The sequence below is a fragment of the Pontibacillus sp. ALD_SL1 genome, from assembly GCF_017355605.1.
In genome coordinates this window covers 159492-179161 of sequence record NZ_CP062974.1, presented here as the reverse complement: position 1 = coordinate 179161, position 19670 = coordinate 159492, and the positions used below count along the sequence as shown (strand labels likewise).

The following is a 19670-nucleotide window of genomic DNA, read 5'->3' as shown; positions in this document are numbered from 1 at the left end:
AAATTCACAATAGTTTTATTATAGCATACTTCTCTATAGTAAAAATAACACTAAAACGCTCCAATTAAACAAAATAAAAAAAGCCACTGTAAAAGTGACTTTTGAACCCTTTATTGGGTGAATGAGAAAATATCTGTCGCTGTTTTTTTAATATTGTACCACATCCAACCAAAGACTTGGTCTACTTGATTCAGATCACCTGTCACTTCACCGGCAGAGGCTTTTAGGTGATCACCATTTATTAATACAACGTCACCATTGACTTTACCTTCAACCTTTAAGTTCCCATTTTTCACAACTAAATCGCCTTCTACAGTCTTTCCTTCAGGAACAATGACCGTGTTTTCCTGAATGATAATATCTTTTTGTTTAGATACGCTTAACTGTTGATCTTGGCTCCAAGTAGAAAAGATACCACTAAACATCATAATAAAGAATATAGCAGCTGCCGTTACCACAGGATGGGCCTTAAACCACCTCTTATAACCTGATCGTTTCTTTTCTTTAGGCAGGCTCCCCATTACCTTCGCAGTAAAGTCAGAAGGAGCTTGGACCGCACTGGTACTTTGGACCATTGCTACAGCCCTCTTAAGTTCATGAAAATGGTTCTGGCAATCATCACATTGTTGAAGATGTTGCTTTAATTGTTTTCTCTCTTCTTCGTTTAACCCGTCGTCTAAATGTTTATGCATTAACTGAATGGCTTCATTTGCACACTTCATTTCCCATCACTCCTTTACACGTGACGAAGTTTCTTACGAAGCGCTTCGCGTCCCCGGTGGACCCTTGTCTTAACCGTTCCAACCGGTATGTCCAATATGTCACTAATCTCTTGTAATGAGAGCTCATCTATATATCGCAGTACGATAACAGATCGATACTTGGCCGGGAGCTTGAGAATCTCTTGATGAATATATTCCTGCAGTTCTAAGCTTTCCACTTCTTCTTCAGGTAAATCTTCATCTGCAGAAATTTGCGAGTACATCGTTAAGCCCTCTGTACCTCTTACTTCAGCATCTAAAAAGTAATCTGGTTTCTTTTTTCGAATGCGATCAATTGATAGATTGGTGGCAATTCTATATAACCAAGTAGAAAATTTGCGATTCTCATCATAAGAGTGAATATTAGTGTAAGCTCGAATAAATGCTTCTTGAGCAATATCTTCTGCTTCATGTGCATTACCAAGCATACGATAGCATATTTGGTACACCTTGTTTTGGTAAAACGTCACTACATCTTCAAAGGCCGAGTGATCACCTTTTTTAACTTTTTTAATCTTTTGTTTTATAAATATTTCCATGCACTATACCTCCGCTAGATCTGCGGTCATTCTACATACGAATACACCTGCGATCAGGTTTCAAAATCAATTAAAAAAATAAAAAAGAATTTTTTGTATGTACAAAAGTTATACATTTGATTTCTTTAAATAAAGAGGTTTAACTTTAAGTAGAAAGGATATATACAACTATAGTATAGTACTAAGGTTTTAGTAGGGAGGAAATAGAATGTGTAAAGAACTTTTGAACGAAATTGAAATGTGTAGAAATGAAATGATTCAGCTTAGCTCTAGCTTACCTTTATCATCTCAAGAGGTCATTGAGGCTAGTTCAAAATTAGATGGATTACTAAATGAATATGAGGAAAGAAAAAATAAATAACGGAAACAGCAACTTATGTGAATAAGCTGCTGTTTCGCCCATTTTTCTCTATAAATCTATTATTTTAAATTCTCCCCAAATAACGATCCCATTAACCCAACCGCTACCGTAGCTGTTTTATTCTTCTCATCCAATATCGGATTAACCTCAACAAATTCAGCCGAAGTAATGAAATTAGCTTCTGCAAACATTTCCATCGCTAAGTGACTTTCCCTATAGCTCATTCCACCCATAACAGGTGTTCCAACTCCAGGTGCCTCATTAGGGTCCAAACCGTCCAAATCTAAGCTCAGATGCACCCCATCCGTTCGATCCTTCAAATACTCTACAGACTCTTTAATAACTTCTGGCATTCCCATGCGATCAATCTCATGCATTGTATATACCCGAATTCCTTTTTCTTTAATTAATTGCTTCTCACCCTCATCAAGAGAGCGTGCTCCAATGATAACGATGTTTTCTGGTTTAATTTTTGGCTCAAAACCATGGATGCTCGTCAAACGTTCATGACCAATACCTAAGCTTACAGCTAAAGGCATTCCATGGATATTTCCGGAGGGGGAAGAATCTCCTGTATTTAAATCCCCATGAGCATCATACCAAATTACACCAAGATTGTCATAATATTTGGCAATTCCAGCAAGAGATCCAATCGCAATACTATGATCGCCTCCAATAATTAGAGGGAATCTTCCTGATGATACAACCTGATCAACAGTCTCTGCTAAGTTTTCATTTCCTTCTGCAACTTCTTTTAAATTTCTCAAGTGGCTCTCTTGTTCTTCTTTTCTATTTGGACGAGGAATATGAACATCTCCAAGGTCCTCTATATCATATTCTAAACGTTCTAATCGCTCAATTACCCCTGCATAACGAAGAGCACTTGGCCCCATATCTACACCTCTACGATTCTGCCCTAAATCCATAGGGGCTCCAATAATTGAAAGTTTACGATTCATTGTCCCATCATCCTCCTTTAACTCTACACCTATTGTAGACACAGTTGGGACAATGACTCAACTGGACAGAAATTTGTATATATATGCGGAAAACAAGGGGTATTGAAAGAATTTTCTCATAAATAGCCACCATCAAACATTTAACGAATACAAAAAACCTTAAGTCTACTTAGACTTAAGGTTTTGGATGGAGCCTAGCGGGATCGAACCGCTGACCTCCTGCGTGCAAAGCAGGCGCTCTCCCAGCTGAGCTAAGGCCCCGTATATATGGAGCGGAAGACGGGATTCGAACCCGCGACCCCCACCTTGGCAAGGTGGTGTTCTACCGCTGAACTACTTCCGCAAACTAAAAACACATCAACTAAGTTAATGTGAAAAGTGATGAGCCATGGAGGATTCGAACCTCCGACCCTCTGATTAAAAGTCAGATGCTCTACCAACTGAGCTAATGGCTCGTTATAAAATGGCTGGCCCAGCTGGATTCGAACCAGCGCATGACGGTACCAAAAACCGTTGCCTTACCGCTTGGCTATGGGCCAAAAATGGTGGAGGGGGCAGGACTCGAACCTGCGAACCCAGAGGGAGCGGATTTACAGTCCGCCGCGTTTGGCCAACTTCGCTACCCCTCCAAACACAAATAATAGTATACCATGCTTGCACTTTATTAAGCAAGGATTTATTTAACTGAACATAACTTGCTGGTGCCGACCGAGGGACTCGAACCCCCAACCTACTGATTACAAGTCAGTTGCTCTGCCAGATTGAGCTAGGTCGGCAGATAAATAAATAAAATGGTGGAGGATGGCGGGCTCGAACCACCGACCCCCTGCTTGTAAGGCAGGTGCTCTCCCAGCTGAGCTAATCCTCCATGTTTATAAATAAGTGGTGACCCGTACGGGATTCGAACCCGTGTTACCGCCGTGAAAGGGCGGTGTCTTAACCACTTGACCAACGGGCCAAATATATTTTCTTACAGAGAGCTTCCAGCCGGACTTGAACCGGCGACCTCTTCCTTACCATGGAAGTGCTCTACCGACTGAGCTATGGAAGCAAATTGGCTCCAACGGCAGGATTCGAACCTGCGACCGATCGGTTAACAGCCGATAGCTCTACCACTGAGCTACGTTGGAATATTGTCAAATCCATCTGTCCTAGAAGAAGTCTCTTGGATAGCTTTTATAAGATAACAAAGCATGGCGGCGTCCTACTCTTGCGGGGGTGAAACCCCGACTACCATCGGCGCTGAAGAGCTTAACTTCTGTGTTCGGCATGGGAACAGGTGTGACCTCTTCGCCAAAACCGCCATACTATTGTTTTTGTTGAAGGAGTACCTTCAAAACTAGATAAGAATTAAGACATCGTGCCTGATCACGTGTATGCGCTTGAGCTGACTTCCAGCTCCAACTCCCAGACCCTAGCGTATAAGTCATCTTCTTTCCAAAGGCTAATCGCCTTTTCCAAGAAGCTGTCTTATCCGTACGGGTCTAAGCGGTCGTTTGCGCTTTAGATAGATAAGCCCTCGATTTATTAGTATCGGTCAGCTGCACGTGTCACCACGCTTCCACCTCCGACCTATCAACCTTGTCGTCTACAAGGAATCTTACTCACTCGAAGTGATGGGAAATCTCATCTTGAAGTGGGCTTCATGCTTAGATGCTTTCAGCACTTATCCCTTCCGCACGTAGCTACCCAGCTGTGCTCCTGGCGGAACAACTGGTGCACCAGCGGTGCGTCCATCCCGGTCCTCTCGTACTAAGGACAGCTCTCCTCAAATTTCCAACGCCCACGACGGATAGGGACCGAACTGTCTCACGACGTTCTGAACCCAGCTCGCGTACCGCTTTAATGGGCGAACAGCCCAACCCTTGGGACCGACTACAGCCCCAGGATGCGATGAGCCGACATCGAGGTGCCAAACCTCCCCGTCGATGTGGACTCTTGGGGGAGATAAGCCTGTTATCCCCGGGGTAGCTTTTATCCGTTGAGCGACGGCCCTTCCATGCGGCACCGCCGGATCACTAAGCCCGACTTTCGTCCCTGCTCGACTTGTAGGTCTCGCAGTCAAGCTCCCTTGTGCCTTTGCACTCTGCGAATGATTTCCAACCATTCTGAGGGAACCTTTGGGCGCCTCCGTTACTTTTTGGGAGGCGACCGCCCCAGTCAAACTGCCCACCTGACACTGTCTCCGGACCGGATCACGGTCCTGGGTTAGAATGTCAATACAGCCAGGGTGGTATCCCACGGATGCCTCCACCGAAGCTAGCGCTCCGGTATCGACGGCTCCCACCTATCCTGTACAAGCTGTACCAACATTCAATATCAGGCTACAGTAAAGCTCCACGGGGTCTTTCCGTCCTGTCGCGGGTAATGCGCATCTTCACGCATAGTATAATTTCACCGGGTCTCTTGTTGAGACAGTGCCCAATTCGTTGCACCTTTCGTGCGGGTCGGAACTTACCCGACAAGGAATTTCGCTACCTTAGGACCGTTATAGTTACGGCCGCCGTTTACTGGGGCTTCGGTTCAAAGCTTCGCATAAGCTAACTCATCCCCTTAACCTTCCAGCACCGGGCAGGTGTCAGCCCCTATACTTCACCTTTCGGTTTCGCAGAGACCTGTGTTTTTGCTAAACAGTCGATTGGGCCTTTTCACTGCGGCTCCTCCTATGAAGGAGCACCCCTTCTCCCGAAGTTACGGGGTCATTTTGCCGAGTTCCTTAACAAGAGTTCTCCCGATCACCTTAGGATACTCTCCTCGTCTACCTGTGTCGGTTTGCGGTACGGGCACCTCTTTCCTCATTAGAGGCTTTTCTTGGCAGTGTGAAATCAGGAACTTCGGTACTATAGTTCCCTCCCCATCACAGCTTGTGATTGATGCACGGATTTGCCTATGCATCTCACTCACTGCTTGGCCGCTCACATCCAGTGGAGCGGATTCCCTATCCTACTGCGTCCCCCCGTCATTCAAACGGAAAGGAGGTGGTACAGGAATATCAACCTGTTATCCATCGCCTACGCCTTTCGGCCTCGGCTTAGGTCCCGACTAACCCTGAGCGGACGAGCCTTCCTCAGGAAACCTTAGACTTACGGTGGAAGAGATTCTCACTCTTCTTTCGCTACTCATACCGGCATTCTCACTTCTAAGCGCTCCACCAGTCCTTACGGTCTGACTTCACAGCACTTAGAACGCTCTCCTACCATTGTTCGTAAGAACAATCCACAGCTTCGGTGTTATGTTTAGCCCCGGTACATTTTCGGCGCAGAGTCACTCGACCAGTGAGCTATTACGCACTCTTTAAATGATGGCTGCTTCTAAGCCAACATCCTGGTTGTCTGAGCAACTCCACATCCTTTTCCACTTAACATAAACTTAGGGACCTTAGCTGGTGGTCTGGGCTGTTCCCCTCTCGACTACGGACCTTATCACTCGCAGTCTGACTCCCAAGGATGAGTCGTTGGCATTCGGAGTTTGACTGAATTCGGTAACCCGATGAGGGCCCCTAGTCCAATCAGTGCTCTACCTCCAAGACTCTTACCTTGAGGCTAGCCCTAAAGCTATTTCGGAGAGAACCAGCTATCTCCGTGTTCGATTGGCATTTCACCGCTACCCACACCTCATCCCCGCACTTTTCAACGTGCGTGGGTTCGGGCCTCCAGCCAGTGTTACCTGGCCTTCACCCTGGACATGGGTAGATCACACGGTTTCGGGTCTACGACCACATACTATTTCGCCCTATTCAGACTCGCTTTCGCTGCGGCTCCGATTTTTCATCTTAACCTTGCATGGGATCGTAACTCGCCGGTCCATTCTACAAAAGGTACGCTGTCACCCATTAACGGGCTCCAACTACTTGTAGGCACACGGTTTCAGGTTCTATTTCACTCCCCTCCCGGGGTGCTTTTCACCTTTCCCTCACGGTACTGGTTCACTATCGGTCACTAGGGAGTATTTAGCCTTGGGAGATGGTCCTCCCGGATTCCGACGGAATTCCTCGTGTTCCGCCGTACTCAGGATCCACTCCGGAGGAAACAAGATTTTGACTACAGGGCCGTTACCTTCTTCGGCTGACCGTTCCAGATCATTCATCTATCTTGTTTCTTTGTAACTCCAATGGAGTGTCCTACAACCCCAGAGAGCAAGCTCTCTGGTTTGGGCTAATTCCGTTTCGCTCGCCGCTACTCAGGAAATCGCGTTTGCTTTCTCTTCCTTCGGGTACTGAGATGTTTCAGTTCCCCGAGTCTACCTTCCTTAACCTATGTATTCAGTTAAGGATCCTACCCCATTACGGGTAGTGGGTTTCCCCATTCGGAAATCTCCGGATCATAGCCTACTTACGGCTCCCCGAAGCATATCGGTGTTAGTCCCGTCCTTCATCGGCTCCTAGTGCCAAGGCATCCACCGTGCGCCCTTATTCACTTAACTATCTAAAATCAATGTGAAAAGACGCATCATAATGATGCTTACGTTAAATCTAACGTTGGTTTGATGTCTAATTCTTATCTAGTTTTCAAGGTACTAATAGAAATTGGTGGAGCCTAGCGGGATCGAACCGCTGACCTCCTGCGTGCAAAGCAGGCGCTCTCCCATCTGAGCTAAGGCCCCATTTTATTTTTTTAAATAGGAATGGTGGGCCTGAGTGGACTTGAACCACCGACCTCACGCTTATCAGGCGTGCGCTCTAACCAGCTGAGCTACAGGCCCATTCCTTATAAAATTGAAAAATCAATCTTTCAAAACCGAACGAAACAAACATGAACGCGATATTAGTGTCTAGCTCCGGCGGCTCTGTTCAAGCCGCCTGCGCTTTCCGTATAATCCTTAGAAAGGAGGTGATCCAGCCGCACCTTCCGATACGGCTACCTTGTTACGACTTCACCCCAATCATTGGCCCCACCTTCGGCGGCTGGCTCCAAAAAGGTTACCTCACCGACTTCGGGTGTTGCCAACTCTCGTGGTGTGACGGGCGGTGTGTACAAGGCCCGGGAACGTATTCACCGCAGTATGCTGACCTGCGATTACTAGCGATTCCGGCTTCATACAGGCGAGTTGCAGCCTGCAATCCGAACTGAGAATGGTTTTTTGAGATTTGCTTGACCTCGCGATCTCGCAGCCCTCTGTACCATCCATTGTAGCACGTGTGTAGCCCAGGTCATAAGGGGCATGATGATTTGACGTCATCCCCGCCTTCCTCCGGTTTGTCACCGGCAGTCACCTTAGAGTGCCCAACTGAATGCTGGCAACTAAGATTAGGGGTTGCGCTCGTTGCGGGACTTAACCCAACATCTCACGACACGAGCTGACGACAACCATGCACCACCTGTCATTCCGTCCCCGAAGGGAACTCCCTATCTCTAGGGATAGCGGAAGATGTCAAGACCTGGTAAGGTTCTTCGCGTTGCTTCGAATTAAACCACATGCTCCACCGCTTGTGCGGGCCCCCGTCAATTCTTTTGAGTTTCAGCCTTGCGGCCGTACTCCCCAGGCGGAGTGCTTAATGCGTTAACTTCAGCACTAAGGGGCGGAAACCCCCTAACACCTAGCACTCAACGTTTACGGCGTGGACTACCAGGGTATCTAATCCTGTTTGCTACCCACGCTTTCGCGCCTCAGCGTCAGTTACAGACCAGAGAGTCGCCTTCGCCACTGGTGTTCCTCCACATATCTACGCATTTCACCGCTACACGTGGAATTCCACTCTCCTCTTCTGTACTCAAGTTCCCCAGTTTCCAATGGCCCTCCACAGTTGAGCTGTGGGCTTTCACATCAGACTTAAGAAACCGCCTGCGCGCGCTTTACGCCCAATAATTCCGGACAACGCTTGCCACCTACGTATTACCGCGGCTGCTGGCACGTAGTTAGCCGTGGCTTTCTGGTTAGGTACCGTCAAGGTACCAGCATTTCCTCTGGTACTTGTTCTTCCCTAACAACAGAACTTTACGATCCGAAGACCTTCATCGTTCACGCGGCGTTGCTCCGTCAGACTTTCGTCCATTGCGGAAGATTCCCTACTGCTGCCTCCCGTAGGAGTCTGGGCCGTGTCTCAGTCCCAGTGTGGCCGATCACCCTCTCAGGTCGGCTACGCATCGTCGCCTTGGTAAGCCGTTACCTTACCAACTAGCTAATGCGCCGCGGGCCCATCCATGAGTGACGGCCGAAACCGCCTTTTACCAGTGAACCATGCAGTTCACTGGGTTATTCGGTATTAGCTCCGGTTTCCCGGAGTTATCCCGATCTCATGGGTAGGTTGCCCACGTGTTACTCACCCGTCCGCCGCTCGATCCACAACAATCACCCCGAAGGGATCATGTTGTTTCACGCGCTCGACTTGCATGTATTAGGCACGCCGCCAGCGTTCGTCCTGAGCCAAGATCAAACTCTCCATAAAGTTAGAGTTTGCCTAGCATCAAATAAATGATTACTGGCTTTAAAAATAATTTAAAGACATTGACGTTACATGTTGTTTCGTTCAGTTTTCAAAGATCAAATTGTTTCGCTGTGTTTCAGCGACAGAAATTAATATAACATTTTATCTTAATTTCGTCAATCACTTTTTTGAAAAAGTTAATTCGTTATTGTTTAACCTTTTATTTTGAAGTGCTTGTCTCGCTGACAACAAAAAATATCTTACCACGGTATGATTCACTTTTGCAATAGTTTTGCATAAAAAAATTAAAATTCCCTCTAAAAATCTTTTAGAGGGATCGTTGAAGTCTAACCTATATGTCCTCTTAGCGCCTTCAGCGTCAGTTGTGAAGGGTGATCTATAATCCAATCTGCTTTGGCCATAGCTTTTTTACTCCCCAATCCTACTGCATACATTCCTGCAGCCTTAATGGATTCTACTCCGGCTTCAGCATCTTCTACTCCTACACATTCCTCAGGATTAACAGCTAATTGATTTGCAGCCTTTAGAAAGATCTCAGGATCAGGTTTACCATTTTTAACGGTAGCTGCGTCTACTATTGTATCTAAATAGGATTCAATTTTAAGCTGTCGAATCACTGGGCGAGCATTCTTACTAGCGGAAGCTAACGCTGTTGGAATCTCTGCAGCTTTTATCTCGTTCAAGAATGGTACAATACCTGGCAGAAGATCATCTGGGGTAATTTGCTGTATAAAGGTTTTATAATGTTCATTCTTTTTATGAGCTAATTCATTCATTTCATGTTCAGAAAGCACTATGCCTCCATGATTTAAAATCATATGTAAGGAGTCCATTCGACTAACACCTTTTAAACGTTCGTTAAACGCACGGTCGAAATGTACTCCCAATTCTTCAGCTAGTTGTTTCCAGGCTAAATAATGATATTCAGCGGTATCCGTAATCACACCATCTAAATCAAATATAATTGCTCCTATTTCCCTCATTACTTCTCCACCCCTATGTAAAAGCGATTTCATATATACACTATATCATACATAGGAGATGTCTAACTATTGATGTTTACGCTTTGGCAGTACATATCGAATACAATCATGTTTACTTGCTAATCTCTTGAACAGTTGGTACAGAATTTTATAGCGTTCTTCCATAGCTCTTTTTACAACGTGATCAATCCGGTGGTCTTCTAAGTCCATTAAAAGTTCGTCCATCTCCCGCTTCAATAGATATTCGATTTCTTTTTGTTCCATATCTTTTAATAAAAGTCCTAGCATGTACTCACCTCTTTATAATTGTTCCCTTTTATCATGTCCATTTATATCCAATTTATGAAATGAATCATATGCTTGTTCATAATTGTCCACTCCGTTCATAAGTTGTACTAAGCAGGGATTTCTGAATCGATAAGGAGAGGTGTATGATGCAACACTTTTATGCATGGAGTGGAAATCGAATAAAGAAGTGGGGACTGGTTGTAATTGCCGCTCTATTCTGCTCAATCTTTTTGTGGGTGGAAAGAGACAATGCCTTCTCTGTCTTTTCAACCGACAAAGGTCCAAGGGCACTCATTAGTAGCAACACTAAGAGCAAGGATGTAGCCATTACATTTAATATTAGCTGGGGACAAGAAGAAGTCTTTCCTATTCTTGAATCATTAAAGAAAAATAATGTAAAGGCTACATTCTTCGTAAGCGGAGAATGGGCTGAAAAGCATCCGAATATTTTAAAAGAGATTACTGAAAGCAAACATGATTTAGGAATGATGGGGTATCGTTATAAAAGTTATGCCAAACAAGACATTGCCCAAGTAAAGAAAGACCTTTTGTACGCCAGAGAAGTCTTTAAAAAACTAGGGTATGAAGAAATGGACCTTTTAAGACCACCACATGGACATTTCAATAAAGAAGTCTTAACGCTTGCAGAAGATCTCGGATTTAAGGTAGTCCAATGGAGCATAAACCCTGAGGACTATAGGAACCCTGGTACGCAAACCATTGTAGATGAAATCATGAAAGAAACTTCAGGCGGAGATATTATCGTTTTACATGCTTCTGACTCTGTAAAACAAACAAACGAAGCATTAAAAACTGTTCTTCCAGGATTAAAACAAAAAGGGTACGAATTTGTCTCCATATCTGAGATGATCTCAAAGACAGAGGCAAAGTCATCTGCTGTGAAATAAGAAAAGAGCAAACGGATTATCGTTTGCTCTTTTTCTTTCTGTTCTTCTTTTTCTTCTGGGCTTTTTTGGACGTATTAGATGATTGCACCGCTTCCGTTTTCGTTCCCCCATCATTCAGGCGATGAAGTACTAATAACTGATACGTATTACAGAAAAGAACTGCAGGTAACATAAGCATGACCCAATCAGAATCGTCGGCTTGAAAAGCTGGAACGAGCTCTACTGAAGTTATAACGATCATAAAGAACAGGGCCGGTATGAAAGCTTTAGAATTTGTTTCTTTAGCCTTCAAATATGCTACAGCCCAGCCAAAGAGAAGAAGTGCTGCGGGTAAGACAAAAAATGGAGCAACGTCCGCTTCTTCAGATACAGACTTATAGCGGAAGTACACCAAATCAAACAAAGTAAACAGAATCAGAACAATCTGGATGGGTGCCCATAACTTCCTAAATATCCCTAAACCAAATTGGTGAACCGTTAAATAAGCAAAGAACGCCATCTGACTAATTACACTAAAAATAAAACCTAATCCCAAATACATGAGCATTAAAATAATGACTTCCCATATACTAAAAGGATTAAAAGCTGTTACATAATGTTCATTCTGTACAAAAAAACTAACGAAAAGGGTAATAACCCCTCCCCATAATAAAGTCGTCAGAAACAATTTTACCCATTTGCGACTTGTCACGTTGGATCCCCCTACTTTCATTGCCGTAAATCAATCCTATGGTATTTTACCATAAAAACAAGCGTTTTCACTCCAAAACCTGTGTATATTTTCTTTCAATTATCTCATATTAAGTATATGTAAGGTGATTGAAAGGAGCGTTCTCATGAATAGGATGAAGGGTTTGGCAATCCTACTCGTACTAATTACAGTATTGACAGCTTGTTCTGGTAACTCCTCATCTGGCGGAGAACAAGCCGATTATGATAAAACCAAGAAAATGGTTGTAGATATATTGAAAACTGATGATGGAAAAAAGGCGATTACAGAAGTTTTATCCGATAAGGAAATGAAACAGCAAGTTGTTTTAGAATCAGATGTAGTAAAAACAAGCATTGAAGAAACCATTACGTCTGACAAAGGGAAGAAATTTTGGGAAGAGTTATTCCAAAATCCTCAGTTCTCTAAAAAATTCGCTGAATCACTATCCGAAGAACAGAAGAAAATTATGAAGTCTCTTATGAAAGATTCTCAGTACCAAAAAAGCATGTTAGAGCTTTTACAAAACCCTGAAATGGAAAAACAAATGCTTACGGTCATGAAAAGTCAGCAATTCCGTGAAAACCTGGAAAAGACCATACAAGAAACCATGGAAACGCCTATGTTTAAAGCTAAAATGAGCGAAATCGTTCTAAAAGCTGCTGAAGAGATGAAAACAGGACAATCTCAGTCAGAGGGTGGCGGCGGTTCACAGGGTGAAAAGAGCTCCGGTGGCAGCAGTGGTTCTAAACAAGATCAACAATCGTCTGGTGGCGGAAGTGAATAATAAAAAGGGTGCCTTTTACGAGGCACCCTTTTCATTCGTTTTAACTCATCTTTTTTATCATTTTGTTCGCAATGGATAAAAAGATCTTTCCTGTTGGGTGATCGGCTTGATACACACCAGGAGCAAAGATATCCTCTTCTTCGTAAGGTTGTTGAAGTGGGAGTTGTCCAAGAACTTCTGTCTGAAGTTGTTCAGCTAACTTCGGACCTCCCCCTTGGCCAAATACAAATTCTTTTTGACCAGTTAACGCACTTTGGAAATACGCCATGTTTTCGATTACACCTAATATTTCATGCTCCGTCTTAATAGCCATTTGGCCAGCACGGGCCGCTACAAATGCTGCTGTTGGATGAGGTGTAGTGACGATTACTTCTTTACAAGATGGAAGCATGGAATGAAGGTCTAGCGCTACGTCACCTGTACCTGGTGGCAGATCAATAAGTAAATAATCCAAGTCTCCCCACTCCACTTCTTTAAAGAAGCTTGTTAGCATTTTACCTAACATTGGACCTCTCCAGATGATTGGGGAATTATCCTCAACGAAAAAGCCCATAGAAATAACTTTCACACCAAATCGTTCAACAGGAATAATCTGTTCACCACGTACAACCGGTCTTTCTTCAATCCCCATCATATCTGGTACACTAAACCCGTATATATCAGCATCAATAATCCCTACTTTTTTACCTAAGCGAGCTAAAGAAGTTGCGAGGTTAACCGTCACAGTAGATTTACCTACGCCCCCTTTCCCGCTTGCGATCCCAATAAATGTTGTTCCTGTATTTCCTTCTAATAATGATTCACTTTCATCACTAGCACCAGCATACTGCTGTAGAATCTCATCGGATAACTGGTTAAATCTCAACCCTACTGTAGTAACACCAGCACCTTTTAAAACGTTTACAATTTCTTGTTGAAATTGCATTTGTTCAGCTGTGTTTGGTTGTGCTATAGCAATCTTTACACTTACATGATTCTTCTCTTCTTTAATTTTAATCTCTTCTATTCCGTCTGTTTCTTCTAACGTTCTATGTAAATGAGGATCTTGCAAGGGATGTAGCAGATCCACCACTTGTTCTTTTGTAATCATATTCTGTCACCAACCTTCTATAGTGTCTATGTTGTAGTATAACATAAAAAGTCAGATAGCTTGGATGACAGTGCTTGATTATTACAAATTTTCAGTAAGTCACTCTGGAATCTCATCCTCTGTAACGTAGCGTAACATCCCTTCATATACCGAGGCAGCAACTTTGTTTTGATACTCCTCCGTTTTCAGCAACTCGCGCTCATGTGCATTAGATAAGAAACCAATTTCCACAAGCGCTCCAGGAGAATCCGTACTGCGAAGCAAGTACATGTTACTAATAGCTAATGCACTACGATTCGTATTTTCTAAGTTCCGCTTAATTTCACTTTGAATAAGCTTCGCAAGCTGTTCACTTTCTGGCGAAGATGCATTATAAAAAGATTGGGCCCCGTGCCATTTTGGCGAAGGAATGGCATTTAGATGAACACTTACATAGAAATCTGCTTCTTTATCATTGATGAATTCCACTCGCCTCTTTAAATCCTGGGATTTTCGCTTTGAAATGCTTTTTTCATCCTCATCAGCCAAATCAACATCTTTTTCCCTCGTCATATAAACTAACGCCCCTGCTTGTTGTAAGTAATCCCGAAGCTTTTTAGAGACCTCAAGTGTTATTTCCTTCTCTAGCGTTTCATCGCTCCCTACCGCTCCTCCATCGACCCCTCCATGGCCTGGGTCAATGACAATAACCTTACCAGCAAGGGGAAGGGACCATGTTTGCCACGAATCATTTGTTTCGATTGGATAACGTATAAGTACAATTAGGACCACTAAACCAATAAACCAACTTGAAATTTTAAAAGCTTTCCCCATCCTTGTCTCCTCCTCATCCTAGCTACTTCTCAATATATGGGACAAGGAAAGAGATTATGCGTATCAATCAAGCCTTAGCCGCCTGCGTCGTTCACCTCGTTCTATACCAATCTTCCACCACGTGTCTATAAAGTCCTCACAGCTTTTTTCTGCCTTGACTACAAACCATCCATTTATACCTGACGCTTGCTGCCAGTACTCCAGGTAATCAAAGAAATCAAGTGCAATCGTACCAAGCTCAGCTTCATACCTTTTTTGAATTTCCTCTATGCGCTCTCCCATTAGTATGAATTGACTAGCTTCTGCCCCTAATAAATAAGCTTCCATCGCTTGCTCAACTGCTTCTTCTTTAATAGCGGACTCATATACTTGAAACGAGTGAAAGAAACGCTGAAACCTCTTAGACACATCGTTTTGAACTTCTGTAAATGTTAACTCACGTAATAAATTTCGCTCAAAAGCTAACTGTTTATTTAAACGGAGCCGATCTATAGATACAACCGACATACCGAATCACCTCCATATTGCTTATTAGTGTATTCGGTATGAAGCTCAATCATTCTGAGCTATAACACTTCCCTCGACTGGAAGAAATACGCACACATAAAAGTGCCCACCAACTTGAGAGCTGTGGGCACTGATTAAATATCACGGAGCGATTTAAAGTTAAGTTATTCTACGGAAAAAGCAATTTATGATTTATTGAACGACAAAAAACCCCCGGTCCAAATGACCAGGGGTTTTGAAAACGAAAATATAAAATTAACGTTTTGAGAATTGTGGAGCACGACGAGCAGCTTTAAGACCGTATTTCTTACGCTCTTTCTTACGAGGGTCACGTGTAAGTAGACCTGCACGCTTAAGAGTCGTACGGTATTCTGGATCTGCTTCTAACAACGCGCGTGCAATTCCGTGACGGATTGCACCAGCTTGACCTGTGAAGCCACCACCATCAACGTTTACATAAACGTCGTAGTTGCCTTCGTTTTCAGTCACAGCTAAAGGTTGTTTAGTGATCACACGTAGCGTTTCATATGGGAAATAATCTTCTGAGTCACGTTTGTTAATAACGATACGGCCTGTACCTGGAACTAAACGTACACGCGCTACAGAAGTTTTACGACGTCCGGTACCGTTGTATTGTACTTGTGCCATCTGTAGTCAACCTCCTTATTAATTAACCGCGAAGCTCGTATGCTTCTGGTTTTTGTGCTTGGTGCTTGTGTTCAGGACCTGCATAAACATGTAGCTTTTTGCCCATTTTGCGTCCTAGGCTTCCGTTTGGTAGCATACCTTTAACGGCTAGCTCGAGCATTTGTTGTGGATAGTTCGTACGCATTTCTAGAGCGTTACGTTCTTTAAGTCCACCAACATAATTTGTGTGACGGTAGTACATCTTGTCCGTCAGTTTTTTACCTGTAAGTTGGATCTTCTCAGCGTTTACGATAATGACATGATCGCCAGTATCAACGTGAGGAGTGTAAGTTGCTTTATGCTTACCGCGAAGGATTGCTGCAACTTCACTAGCCAAACGACCTAGTGTTTGGCCTTCAGCATCAACAACATACCATTTGCGTTCAACGTTGTTTTCGTTTGCCATAAAAGTTGTGCGCATGGTCAGTTCCCTCCTGATTTTCGTTATCTCGTTAACGTATATTTTATTCTCAACACAATTAGATTCCGGGGCCAATCGTGGTATAGAAATAAAATGCCATAGATCATATTATAATACTTTACTATTTAATGTCAAGGGTATGTTACACCTGGGGACGTTGTTTTTACAAATAATCTACATTCCACAGAAACAACCCTTGTGGTGGCGCCGTTTTGCCAGCCTGGTCTCGATCTTTAGCTGCCAAAATTTCTTTTAAGTCTGATACGTCTTTTCTTCCAGAACCAATCTCAAGGAACGTTCCGATTAAAATACGAACCATATTATAAAGAAAACCGCTCCCGATAAACGTAAATACCAATTCATCATCTACTACGTCGCAGCGGACAGAATATAGAGTACGGACATAATCGCCTTTCATCGTCGTTTTCTTGGAACAAAAGGACGTGAAGTCATGAGTGCCCTCTACTAGAGCACACGCCTCTTGTATGGCCTCTATATTTAATTTATAAGGATAGTGAAAGGTTACGCCTCTCCGGAAAACATCGGGAATATCACAGTTTAAGACACGGTACCGATATTCTTTCTTCTTTGGACTATAGCGTGAATGGAAATCATCAGAAACGGGTTCAGCACGTTGTATGACCACGTCATCTGGCATTAAAGATTGCAGGGCCTTTCTCCAATCCATTTTCGGATTATCTAAATCAGAATCGAAATGAAGAACTTGTCCACGTGCGTGAACACCCGCGTCAGTTCGTCCAGACGGGTGTAAACGTATTTCTTTCCCTTTATGAATTTTCCTCAACGCTTTCTCAATCTCTTCCTGAACAGTTCTTCCATTTGGTTGAACTTGAAACCCAGAAAAATGAGTACCATCGTAGCTTACCACACAAGCAATACGAACCATAGTATAGACACCTCTATGCTCTAGTTAAAAATACAGCAATAATCACAAAGGTGAACAGAACAAGAACCGTATAGTCAATCTTGCGTAACACAAGCTCACGGAGCTTGGTCCGTCCTTCGCCACCTTGATAGCCTCTAGCTTCCATAGCCATAGCCAGCTCTTCAGCACGCTTAAACGCACTCACAAAGAGAGGAACCAACAAGGGTACAATGGCTTTTAATCGTTCTTTGATAGGACCTGTTCTGAAGTCAACACCTCGTGAGGCCTGAGCCTTTGAGATCTTCTCTGTCTCTTGCATAAGCGTAGGAATAAAGCGTAGAGAGATCGACATCATCAACGCTAGCTCATGTACAGGAAACTTGATCTTTTTTAAGGGATGAAGAAGACTCTCGATGGCATCAGTAATCGCAATAGGTGTGGTTGTCAATGTAAGCAAAGATGTAATAAGAATTAACAAAAAGAACCTTAAAGATATAGCCACACCTTGAATAAGGGCTCCTGAATATACATCAAAACCTAGTACCGAAAAAAGCACGTTTCCTTCTTTCGTAACGACCAGGTGTAAAATGAACGTAAATATAATCAAAAACCAAACAGGCTTTAACCCTTTTGCAATAAAACGAGGAGGAATCTTCGTAATCCCAACGCTTATTAAAGCAAATAACGCGAGAGACCCATAACTCGCTACAGAGTTAGCGAAAAAGACCACAATGACAAAAAAGAAGATGATTGTAATCTTTGCTCTCGGGTCCATACGGTGCACAAGGGAGTCTCCGGGTACATATTGCCCGATTACCATGGAACTGTTCATACAGAGGCCCCCTTTAACTTCTGAGCAGCTTCTGCAGCCAATTCTTCAATAGATTGCTTCTTGTATTCCAGACTTAGACCAAAGCGCTTATTCATCTTAGTGGTCAATTCAATAATTTCGGGAACATCTAATCCCACTTTATTCAAAGCTTCCTTCTCTCTAAACACTTCTAGTGGTTTCCCCTGCATATACATATGGCCATTGTGCATCACAATCACGTAATCAGCATAGGCAAGAGCATCCTCCATACTGTGCGTAACATGAACCGTTGTGAGATTCTTCTCATGATGAAGTTTATAAAACATGTCCATAATCTCACGTTGTCCTTTAGGGTCTAAGCCAGCGGTTGGTTCATCTAATACTAGCACTCGAGGATTCATAGCAAGCACTCCCGCAATAGCAACACGGCGCATTTGTCCACCACTCAAATCGAATGGAGAACGCTCTAACATATCTGATGACAACCCTACTGCTTCAATTGTTTCTTGTACTCTTTGTTGAATTTCTTCTTTTTGAACCCCAAAATTCAGAGGTCCAAATGAGATATCTTTTTCAATTGTTTCTTCGAATAATTGGTGTTCTGGGTACTGAAAAACGACACCGACTTCTTTTCTAAGTGCTTTTAGATTTTTCGGTTTAGACCCAGCTTGTAACGTAACATCACCAACTGTCACACTCCCGTGGGTAGGAGCTAGCAAGCCATTTAGGTGTTGAATGAGTGTAGACTTCCCTGATCCTGTATGTCCAATCACAGCCACAAAGGATCCAGATGGGATTTGAAAAGAGAGATTTTCGAGAGCTCGATGTTCAAACGGACTATTCGGTTGATAGATATAACTTACATTGTCGAATGTAATGTCCATAATTCATCCATCAATTCTTCATGATTTAAGGGTTGTTTCTTTACATCAAGGCCGAGCCCTTTTAACTCATGGGCGAACTTTGACACGAGTGGAATATCTAGTCCAATAGATTGAAGATCTCCTTTTTGCTCAAACAGCTCTCTCGGAGTGCCCTCAAACCAAACGTTCCCCTTATTCATTACAATAACCCGATCAGCGAGCGTTACCTCATTTAAGTCATGTGTGATCGTTACAACCGAAACATCACGTTCCTGTCGAACCTGGTTCACCGTATGCATAATCTCTTTTCTTCCCTTGGGGTCTAACATAGCTGTCGCTTCGTCAAGAATAATCATTGATGGAGCCACGGCCAAAACACTTGCAATGGCGACACGTTGTTTCTGACCACCTGAAAGGCGGTGCGGCTCATGATCTTCATACTCTTCCATTCCGACAGCTTTTAAACTATGGGCAATCCTTTTTATCATCTCTTCGCGAGGTATCCCGTGGTTTTCAAGTCCAAACGCCACATCATCTTTAACCGTTGTCCCCACAAACTGGTTATCTGGATTTTGGAATACCATACCGACTTTACGACGAATCTCCCATATATTCTGTTCAGAAAGCTCTAAGCCATCCACATATACGGAGCCATCGTTTGGAAATAGCAATCCGTTCATAAGTTTGGCCATGGTGGATTTACCCGAACCATTATGGCCTATGACAGCTACCCATTCATTTTGGTTCACTTGAATAGAGACATCATCCAACACAATAGGGCTATCTTCTCGATACTGGAAAGAGACGTTTTGAAATTCTAAGAAACTCTGCTCCATCTCTTACCTCCTCTGCTCTACTCTCATATTTCCCCGGAAATACGACAAATTAACACAACATCTTTATATAAAAGGT

At 43.4% G+C, this 19670-nt stretch carries 18 protein-coding genes, 12 tRNA genes and 3 rRNA genes; 3 read left to right on the top strand and 30 right to left on the bottom strand.

Annotation, left to right across the window (positions count from 1 at the left end; all coding sequences use genetic code 11):
- Window positions 1–110: 110 nt before the first annotated feature.
- The gene (locus IMZ31_RS01040) at window positions 111–722 is read right to left on the bottom strand and encodes an anti-sigma factor family protein (protein WP_207528849.1); all 612 of its coding nucleotides are present in this window, start codon (window positions 720–722) and stop codon (window positions 111–113) included.
- Between the two features lie 14 nt (window positions 723–736).
- On the bottom strand, window positions 737–1300 hold the full coding sequence (gene sigW, locus IMZ31_RS01035) for an RNA polymerase sigma factor SigW (protein ID WP_188656201.1): 564 nt from the start codon (window positions 1298–1300) through the stop codon (window positions 737–739).
- A 208-nt stretch (window positions 1301–1508) separates the two neighbouring features.
- On the opposite strand from sigW, the gene IMZ31_RS01030 reads away from it, so the two are divergent.
- Window positions 1509–1661 (top strand): aspartyl-phosphate phosphatase Spo0E family protein, encoded by a 153-nt coding sequence (locus tag IMZ31_RS01030; protein ID WP_084599698.1) that lies wholly within the window; start codon window positions 1509–1511, stop codon window positions 1659–1661.
- A gap of 59 nt (window positions 1662–1720) precedes the next feature.
- Here IMZ31_RS01030 and rocF read toward each other — a convergent pair whose 3' ends face one another.
- The 18 genes from rocF to IMZ31_RS00940 form a co-directional block, all read right to left on the bottom strand.
- A complete protein-coding gene (rocF, locus tag IMZ31_RS01025; protein ID WP_207528848.1) occupies window positions 1721–2620 on the bottom strand; it encodes an arginase in 900 nt (299 codons plus the stop codon).
- Window positions 2621–2808: 188 nt separating this feature from the next.
- Window positions 2809–2881 (bottom strand) — tRNA-Ala (locus IMZ31_RS01020).
- 7 nt (window positions 2882–2888) lie between these two features.
- Window positions 2889–2963, bottom strand: a tRNA-Gly gene (locus IMZ31_RS01015).
- A 39-nt stretch (window positions 2964–3002) separates the two neighbouring features.
- A tRNA-Lys gene (locus tag IMZ31_RS01010) sits at window positions 3003–3075 on the bottom strand.
- A 9-nt stretch (window positions 3076–3084) separates the two neighbouring features.
- A tRNA-Gln gene (locus IMZ31_RS01005) sits at window positions 3085–3159 on the bottom strand.
- Between the two features lie 4 nt (window positions 3160–3163).
- Window positions 3164–3249: transfer RNA gene (locus IMZ31_RS01000), tRNA-Tyr, on the bottom strand.
- 70 nt (window positions 3250–3319) lie between these two features.
- Window positions 3320–3396: transfer RNA gene (locus IMZ31_RS00995), tRNA-Thr, on the bottom strand.
- 16 nt (window positions 3397–3412) lie between these two features.
- Window positions 3413–3488, bottom strand: a tRNA-Val gene (locus tag IMZ31_RS00990).
- Window positions 3489–3503: 15 nt separating this feature from the next.
- Window positions 3504–3578: transfer RNA gene (locus IMZ31_RS00985), tRNA-Glu, on the bottom strand.
- A 20-nt stretch (window positions 3579–3598) separates the two neighbouring features.
- Window positions 3599–3671 (bottom strand) — tRNA-Thr (locus tag IMZ31_RS00980).
- 4 nt (window positions 3672–3675) lie between these two features.
- A tRNA-Asn gene (locus tag IMZ31_RS00975) sits at window positions 3676–3750 on the bottom strand.
- Window positions 3751–3811: 61 nt separating this feature from the next.
- Window positions 3812–3927 (bottom strand): 5S ribosomal RNA (rrf, locus tag IMZ31_RS00970).
- 200 nt (window positions 3928–4127) lie between these two features.
- A 23S ribosomal RNA gene (locus tag IMZ31_RS00965) occupies window positions 4128–7042 on the bottom strand.
- A 104-nt stretch (window positions 7043–7146) separates the two neighbouring features.
- Window positions 7147–7222 (bottom strand) — tRNA-Ala (locus IMZ31_RS00960).
- A gap of 22 nt (window positions 7223–7244) precedes the next feature.
- Window positions 7245–7321, bottom strand: a tRNA-Ile gene (locus IMZ31_RS00955).
- A 121-nt stretch (window positions 7322–7442) separates the two neighbouring features.
- Window positions 7443–9005 (bottom strand): 16S ribosomal RNA (locus tag IMZ31_RS00950).
- Together the 16S, 23S and 5S rRNA genes with 12 tRNA genes alongside form the textbook arrangement of a ribosomal RNA operon.
- Before the next feature lie 326 nt (window positions 9006–9331).
- Window positions 9332–9988 carry a beta-phosphoglucomutase gene (pgmB, locus tag IMZ31_RS00945; RefSeq protein ID WP_207528847.1) on the bottom strand — a complete coding sequence of 219 codons (657 nt, stop codon included), beginning with the start codon at window positions 9986–9988 and terminating at the stop codon, window positions 9332–9334.
- Between the two features lie 66 nt (window positions 9989–10054).
- Window positions 10055–10276: a hypothetical protein gene (locus IMZ31_RS00940; RefSeq protein WP_036787668.1), complete on the bottom strand. Its 222-nt coding sequence runs from the start codon at window positions 10274–10276 to the stop codon at window positions 10055–10057.
- Window positions 10277–10422: 146 nt separating this feature from the next.
- On the opposite strand from IMZ31_RS00940, the gene pdaB reads away from it, so the two are divergent.
- Window positions 10423–11184, top strand: coding sequence for a polysaccharide deacetylase family sporulation protein PdaB (gene pdaB, locus IMZ31_RS00935; RefSeq protein WP_207528846.1), 762 nt, complete (start codon window positions 10423–10425; stop codon window positions 11182–11184).
- Between the two features lie 16 nt (window positions 11185–11200).
- Here the strand turns inward: pdaB and IMZ31_RS00930 are convergent, their stop codons facing one another.
- On the bottom strand, window positions 11201–11875 hold the full coding sequence (locus IMZ31_RS00930) for a KinB-signaling pathway activation protein (RefSeq protein WP_207528845.1): 675 nt from the start codon (window positions 11873–11875) through the stop codon (window positions 11201–11203).
- A 145-nt stretch (window positions 11876–12020) separates the two neighbouring features.
- On the opposite strand from IMZ31_RS00930, the gene gerD reads away from it, so the two are divergent.
- On the top strand, window positions 12021–12680 hold the full coding sequence (gerD, locus tag IMZ31_RS00925; RefSeq protein ID WP_207528844.1) for a spore germination lipoprotein GerD: 660 nt from the start codon (window positions 12021–12023) through the stop codon (window positions 12678–12680).
- 40 nt (window positions 12681–12720) lie between these two features.
- Here gerD and IMZ31_RS00920 read toward each other — a convergent pair whose 3' ends face one another.
- The 9 genes from IMZ31_RS00920 to IMZ31_RS00880 all read right to left on the bottom strand — a co-directional run bounded on the left by IMZ31_RS00920 (window position 12721) and on the right by IMZ31_RS00880 (window position 19594).
- The gene (locus tag IMZ31_RS00920) at window positions 12721–13770 is read right to left on the bottom strand and encodes an Mrp/NBP35 family ATP-binding protein (protein ID WP_207528843.1); all 1050 of its coding nucleotides are present in this window, start codon (window positions 13768–13770) and stop codon (window positions 12721–12723) included.
- Between the two features lie 99 nt (window positions 13771–13869).
- Complete coding sequence (gene cwlD, locus IMZ31_RS00915; RefSeq protein ID WP_207528842.1) at window positions 13870–14583, bottom strand: N-acetylmuramoyl-L-alanine amidase CwlD; 714 nt, start codon at window positions 14581–14583, stop codon at window positions 13870–13872.
- A gap of 63 nt (window positions 14584–14646) precedes the next feature.
- Window positions 14647–15090, bottom strand: coding sequence for a DUF2521 family protein (locus IMZ31_RS00910; RefSeq protein WP_207528841.1), 444 nt, complete (start codon window positions 15088–15090; stop codon window positions 14647–14649).
- A gap of 255 nt (window positions 15091–15345) precedes the next feature.
- The gene (gene rpsI / locus IMZ31_RS00905; protein ID WP_036787686.1) at window positions 15346–15738 is read right to left on the bottom strand and encodes a 30S ribosomal protein S9; all 393 of its coding nucleotides are present in this window, start codon (window positions 15736–15738) and stop codon (window positions 15346–15348) included.
- A 22-nt stretch (window positions 15739–15760) separates the two neighbouring features.
- A complete protein-coding gene (gene rplM, locus IMZ31_RS00900; protein ID WP_036787689.1) occupies window positions 15761–16198 on the bottom strand; it encodes a 50S ribosomal protein L13 in 438 nt (145 codons plus the stop codon).
- A gap of 163 nt (window positions 16199–16361) precedes the next feature.
- Window positions 16362–17105 (bottom strand): tRNA pseudouridine(38-40) synthase TruA, encoded by a 744-nt coding sequence (truA, locus tag IMZ31_RS00895; protein ID WP_207528840.1) that lies wholly within the window; start codon window positions 17103–17105, stop codon window positions 16362–16364.
- A gap of 13 nt (window positions 17106–17118) precedes the next feature.
- Complete coding sequence (locus tag IMZ31_RS00890; protein ID WP_207528839.1) at window positions 17119–17916, bottom strand: energy-coupling factor transporter transmembrane component T family protein; 798 nt, start codon at window positions 17914–17916, stop codon at window positions 17119–17121.
- Window positions 17913–18779, bottom strand: a complete 867-nt coding sequence (locus IMZ31_RS00885; protein ID WP_207528838.1) for an energy-coupling factor ABC transporter ATP-binding protein — start codon at window positions 18777–18779, stop codon at window positions 17913–17915. The genes IMZ31_RS00890 and IMZ31_RS00885 overlap by 4 nt, the downstream gene beginning before the upstream one ends.
- A complete protein-coding gene (locus IMZ31_RS00880; protein ID WP_207528837.1) occupies window positions 18755–19594 on the bottom strand; it encodes an energy-coupling factor ABC transporter ATP-binding protein in 840 nt (279 codons plus the stop codon). Before IMZ31_RS00880 ends, IMZ31_RS00885 begins: the two co-directional genes overlap by 25 nt.
- Window positions 19595–19670 lie beyond the last annotated feature (76 nt).

Excerpts from the sequence above, each read along its gene's own strand:
- IMZ31_RS00910 (WP_207528841.1), bottom strand. The coding sequence starts at position 15,090 with ATGTCGGTTGTATCTATAGATCGGCTCCGTTTAAATAAACAGTTAGCT.
- truA (WP_207528840.1), bottom strand. The coding sequence starts at position 17,105 with ATGGTTCGTATTGCTTGTGTGGTAAGCTACGATGGTACTCATTTTTCT.
- pgmB (WP_207528847.1), bottom strand. The coding sequence starts at position 9,988 with ATGAGGGAAATAGGAGCAATTATATTTGATTTAGATGGTGTGATTACG.
- rocF (WP_207528848.1), bottom strand. The coding sequence starts at position 2,620 with ATGAATCGTAAACTTTCAATTATTGGAGCCCCTATGGATTTAGGGCAG.
- IMZ31_RS00880 (WP_207528837.1), bottom strand. The coding sequence starts at position 19,594 with ATGGAGCAGAGTTTCTTAGAATTTCAAAACGTCTCTTTCCAGTATCGA.
- pdaB (WP_207528846.1), top strand. The coding sequence starts at position 10,423 with ATGCAACACTTTTATGCATGGAGTGGAAATCGAATAAAGAAGTGGGGA.
- sigW (WP_188656201.1), bottom strand. The coding sequence starts at position 1,300 with ATGGAAATATTTATAAAACAAAAGATTAAAAAAGTTAAAAAAGGTGAT.
- cwlD (WP_207528842.1), bottom strand. The coding sequence starts at position 14,583 with ATGGGGAAAGCTTTTAAAATTTCAAGTTGGTTTATTGGTTTAGTGGTC.
- IMZ31_RS00885 (WP_207528838.1), bottom strand. The coding sequence starts at position 18,779 with ATGGACATTACATTCGACAATGTAAGTTATATCTATCAACCGAATAGT.
- IMZ31_RS01030 (WP_084599698.1), top strand. The coding sequence starts at position 1,509 with ATGTGTAAAGAACTTTTGAACGAAATTGAAATGTGTAGAAATGAAATG.
- IMZ31_RS00890 (WP_207528839.1), bottom strand. The coding sequence starts at position 17,916 with ATGAACAGTTCCATGGTAATCGGGCAATATGTACCCGGAGACTCCCTT.
- rpsI (WP_036787686.1), bottom strand. The coding sequence starts at position 15,738 with ATGGCACAAGTACAATACAACGGTACCGGACGTCGTAAAACTTCTGTA.
- IMZ31_RS00920 (WP_207528843.1), bottom strand. The coding sequence starts at position 13,770 with ATGATTACAAAAGAACAAGTGGTGGATCTGCTACATCCCTTGCAAGAT.
- IMZ31_RS00940 (WP_036787668.1), bottom strand. The coding sequence starts at position 10,276 with ATGCTAGGACTTTTATTAAAAGATATGGAACAAAAAGAAATCGAATAT.
- rplM (WP_036787689.1), bottom strand. The coding sequence starts at position 16,198 with ATGCGCACAACTTTTATGGCAAACGAAAACAACGTTGAACGCAAATGG.
- IMZ31_RS01040 (WP_207528849.1), bottom strand. The coding sequence starts at position 722 with ATGAAGTGTGCAAATGAAGCCATTCAGTTAATGCATAAACATTTAGAC.
- gerD (WP_207528844.1), top strand. The coding sequence starts at position 12,021 with ATGAATAGGATGAAGGGTTTGGCAATCCTACTCGTACTAATTACAGTA.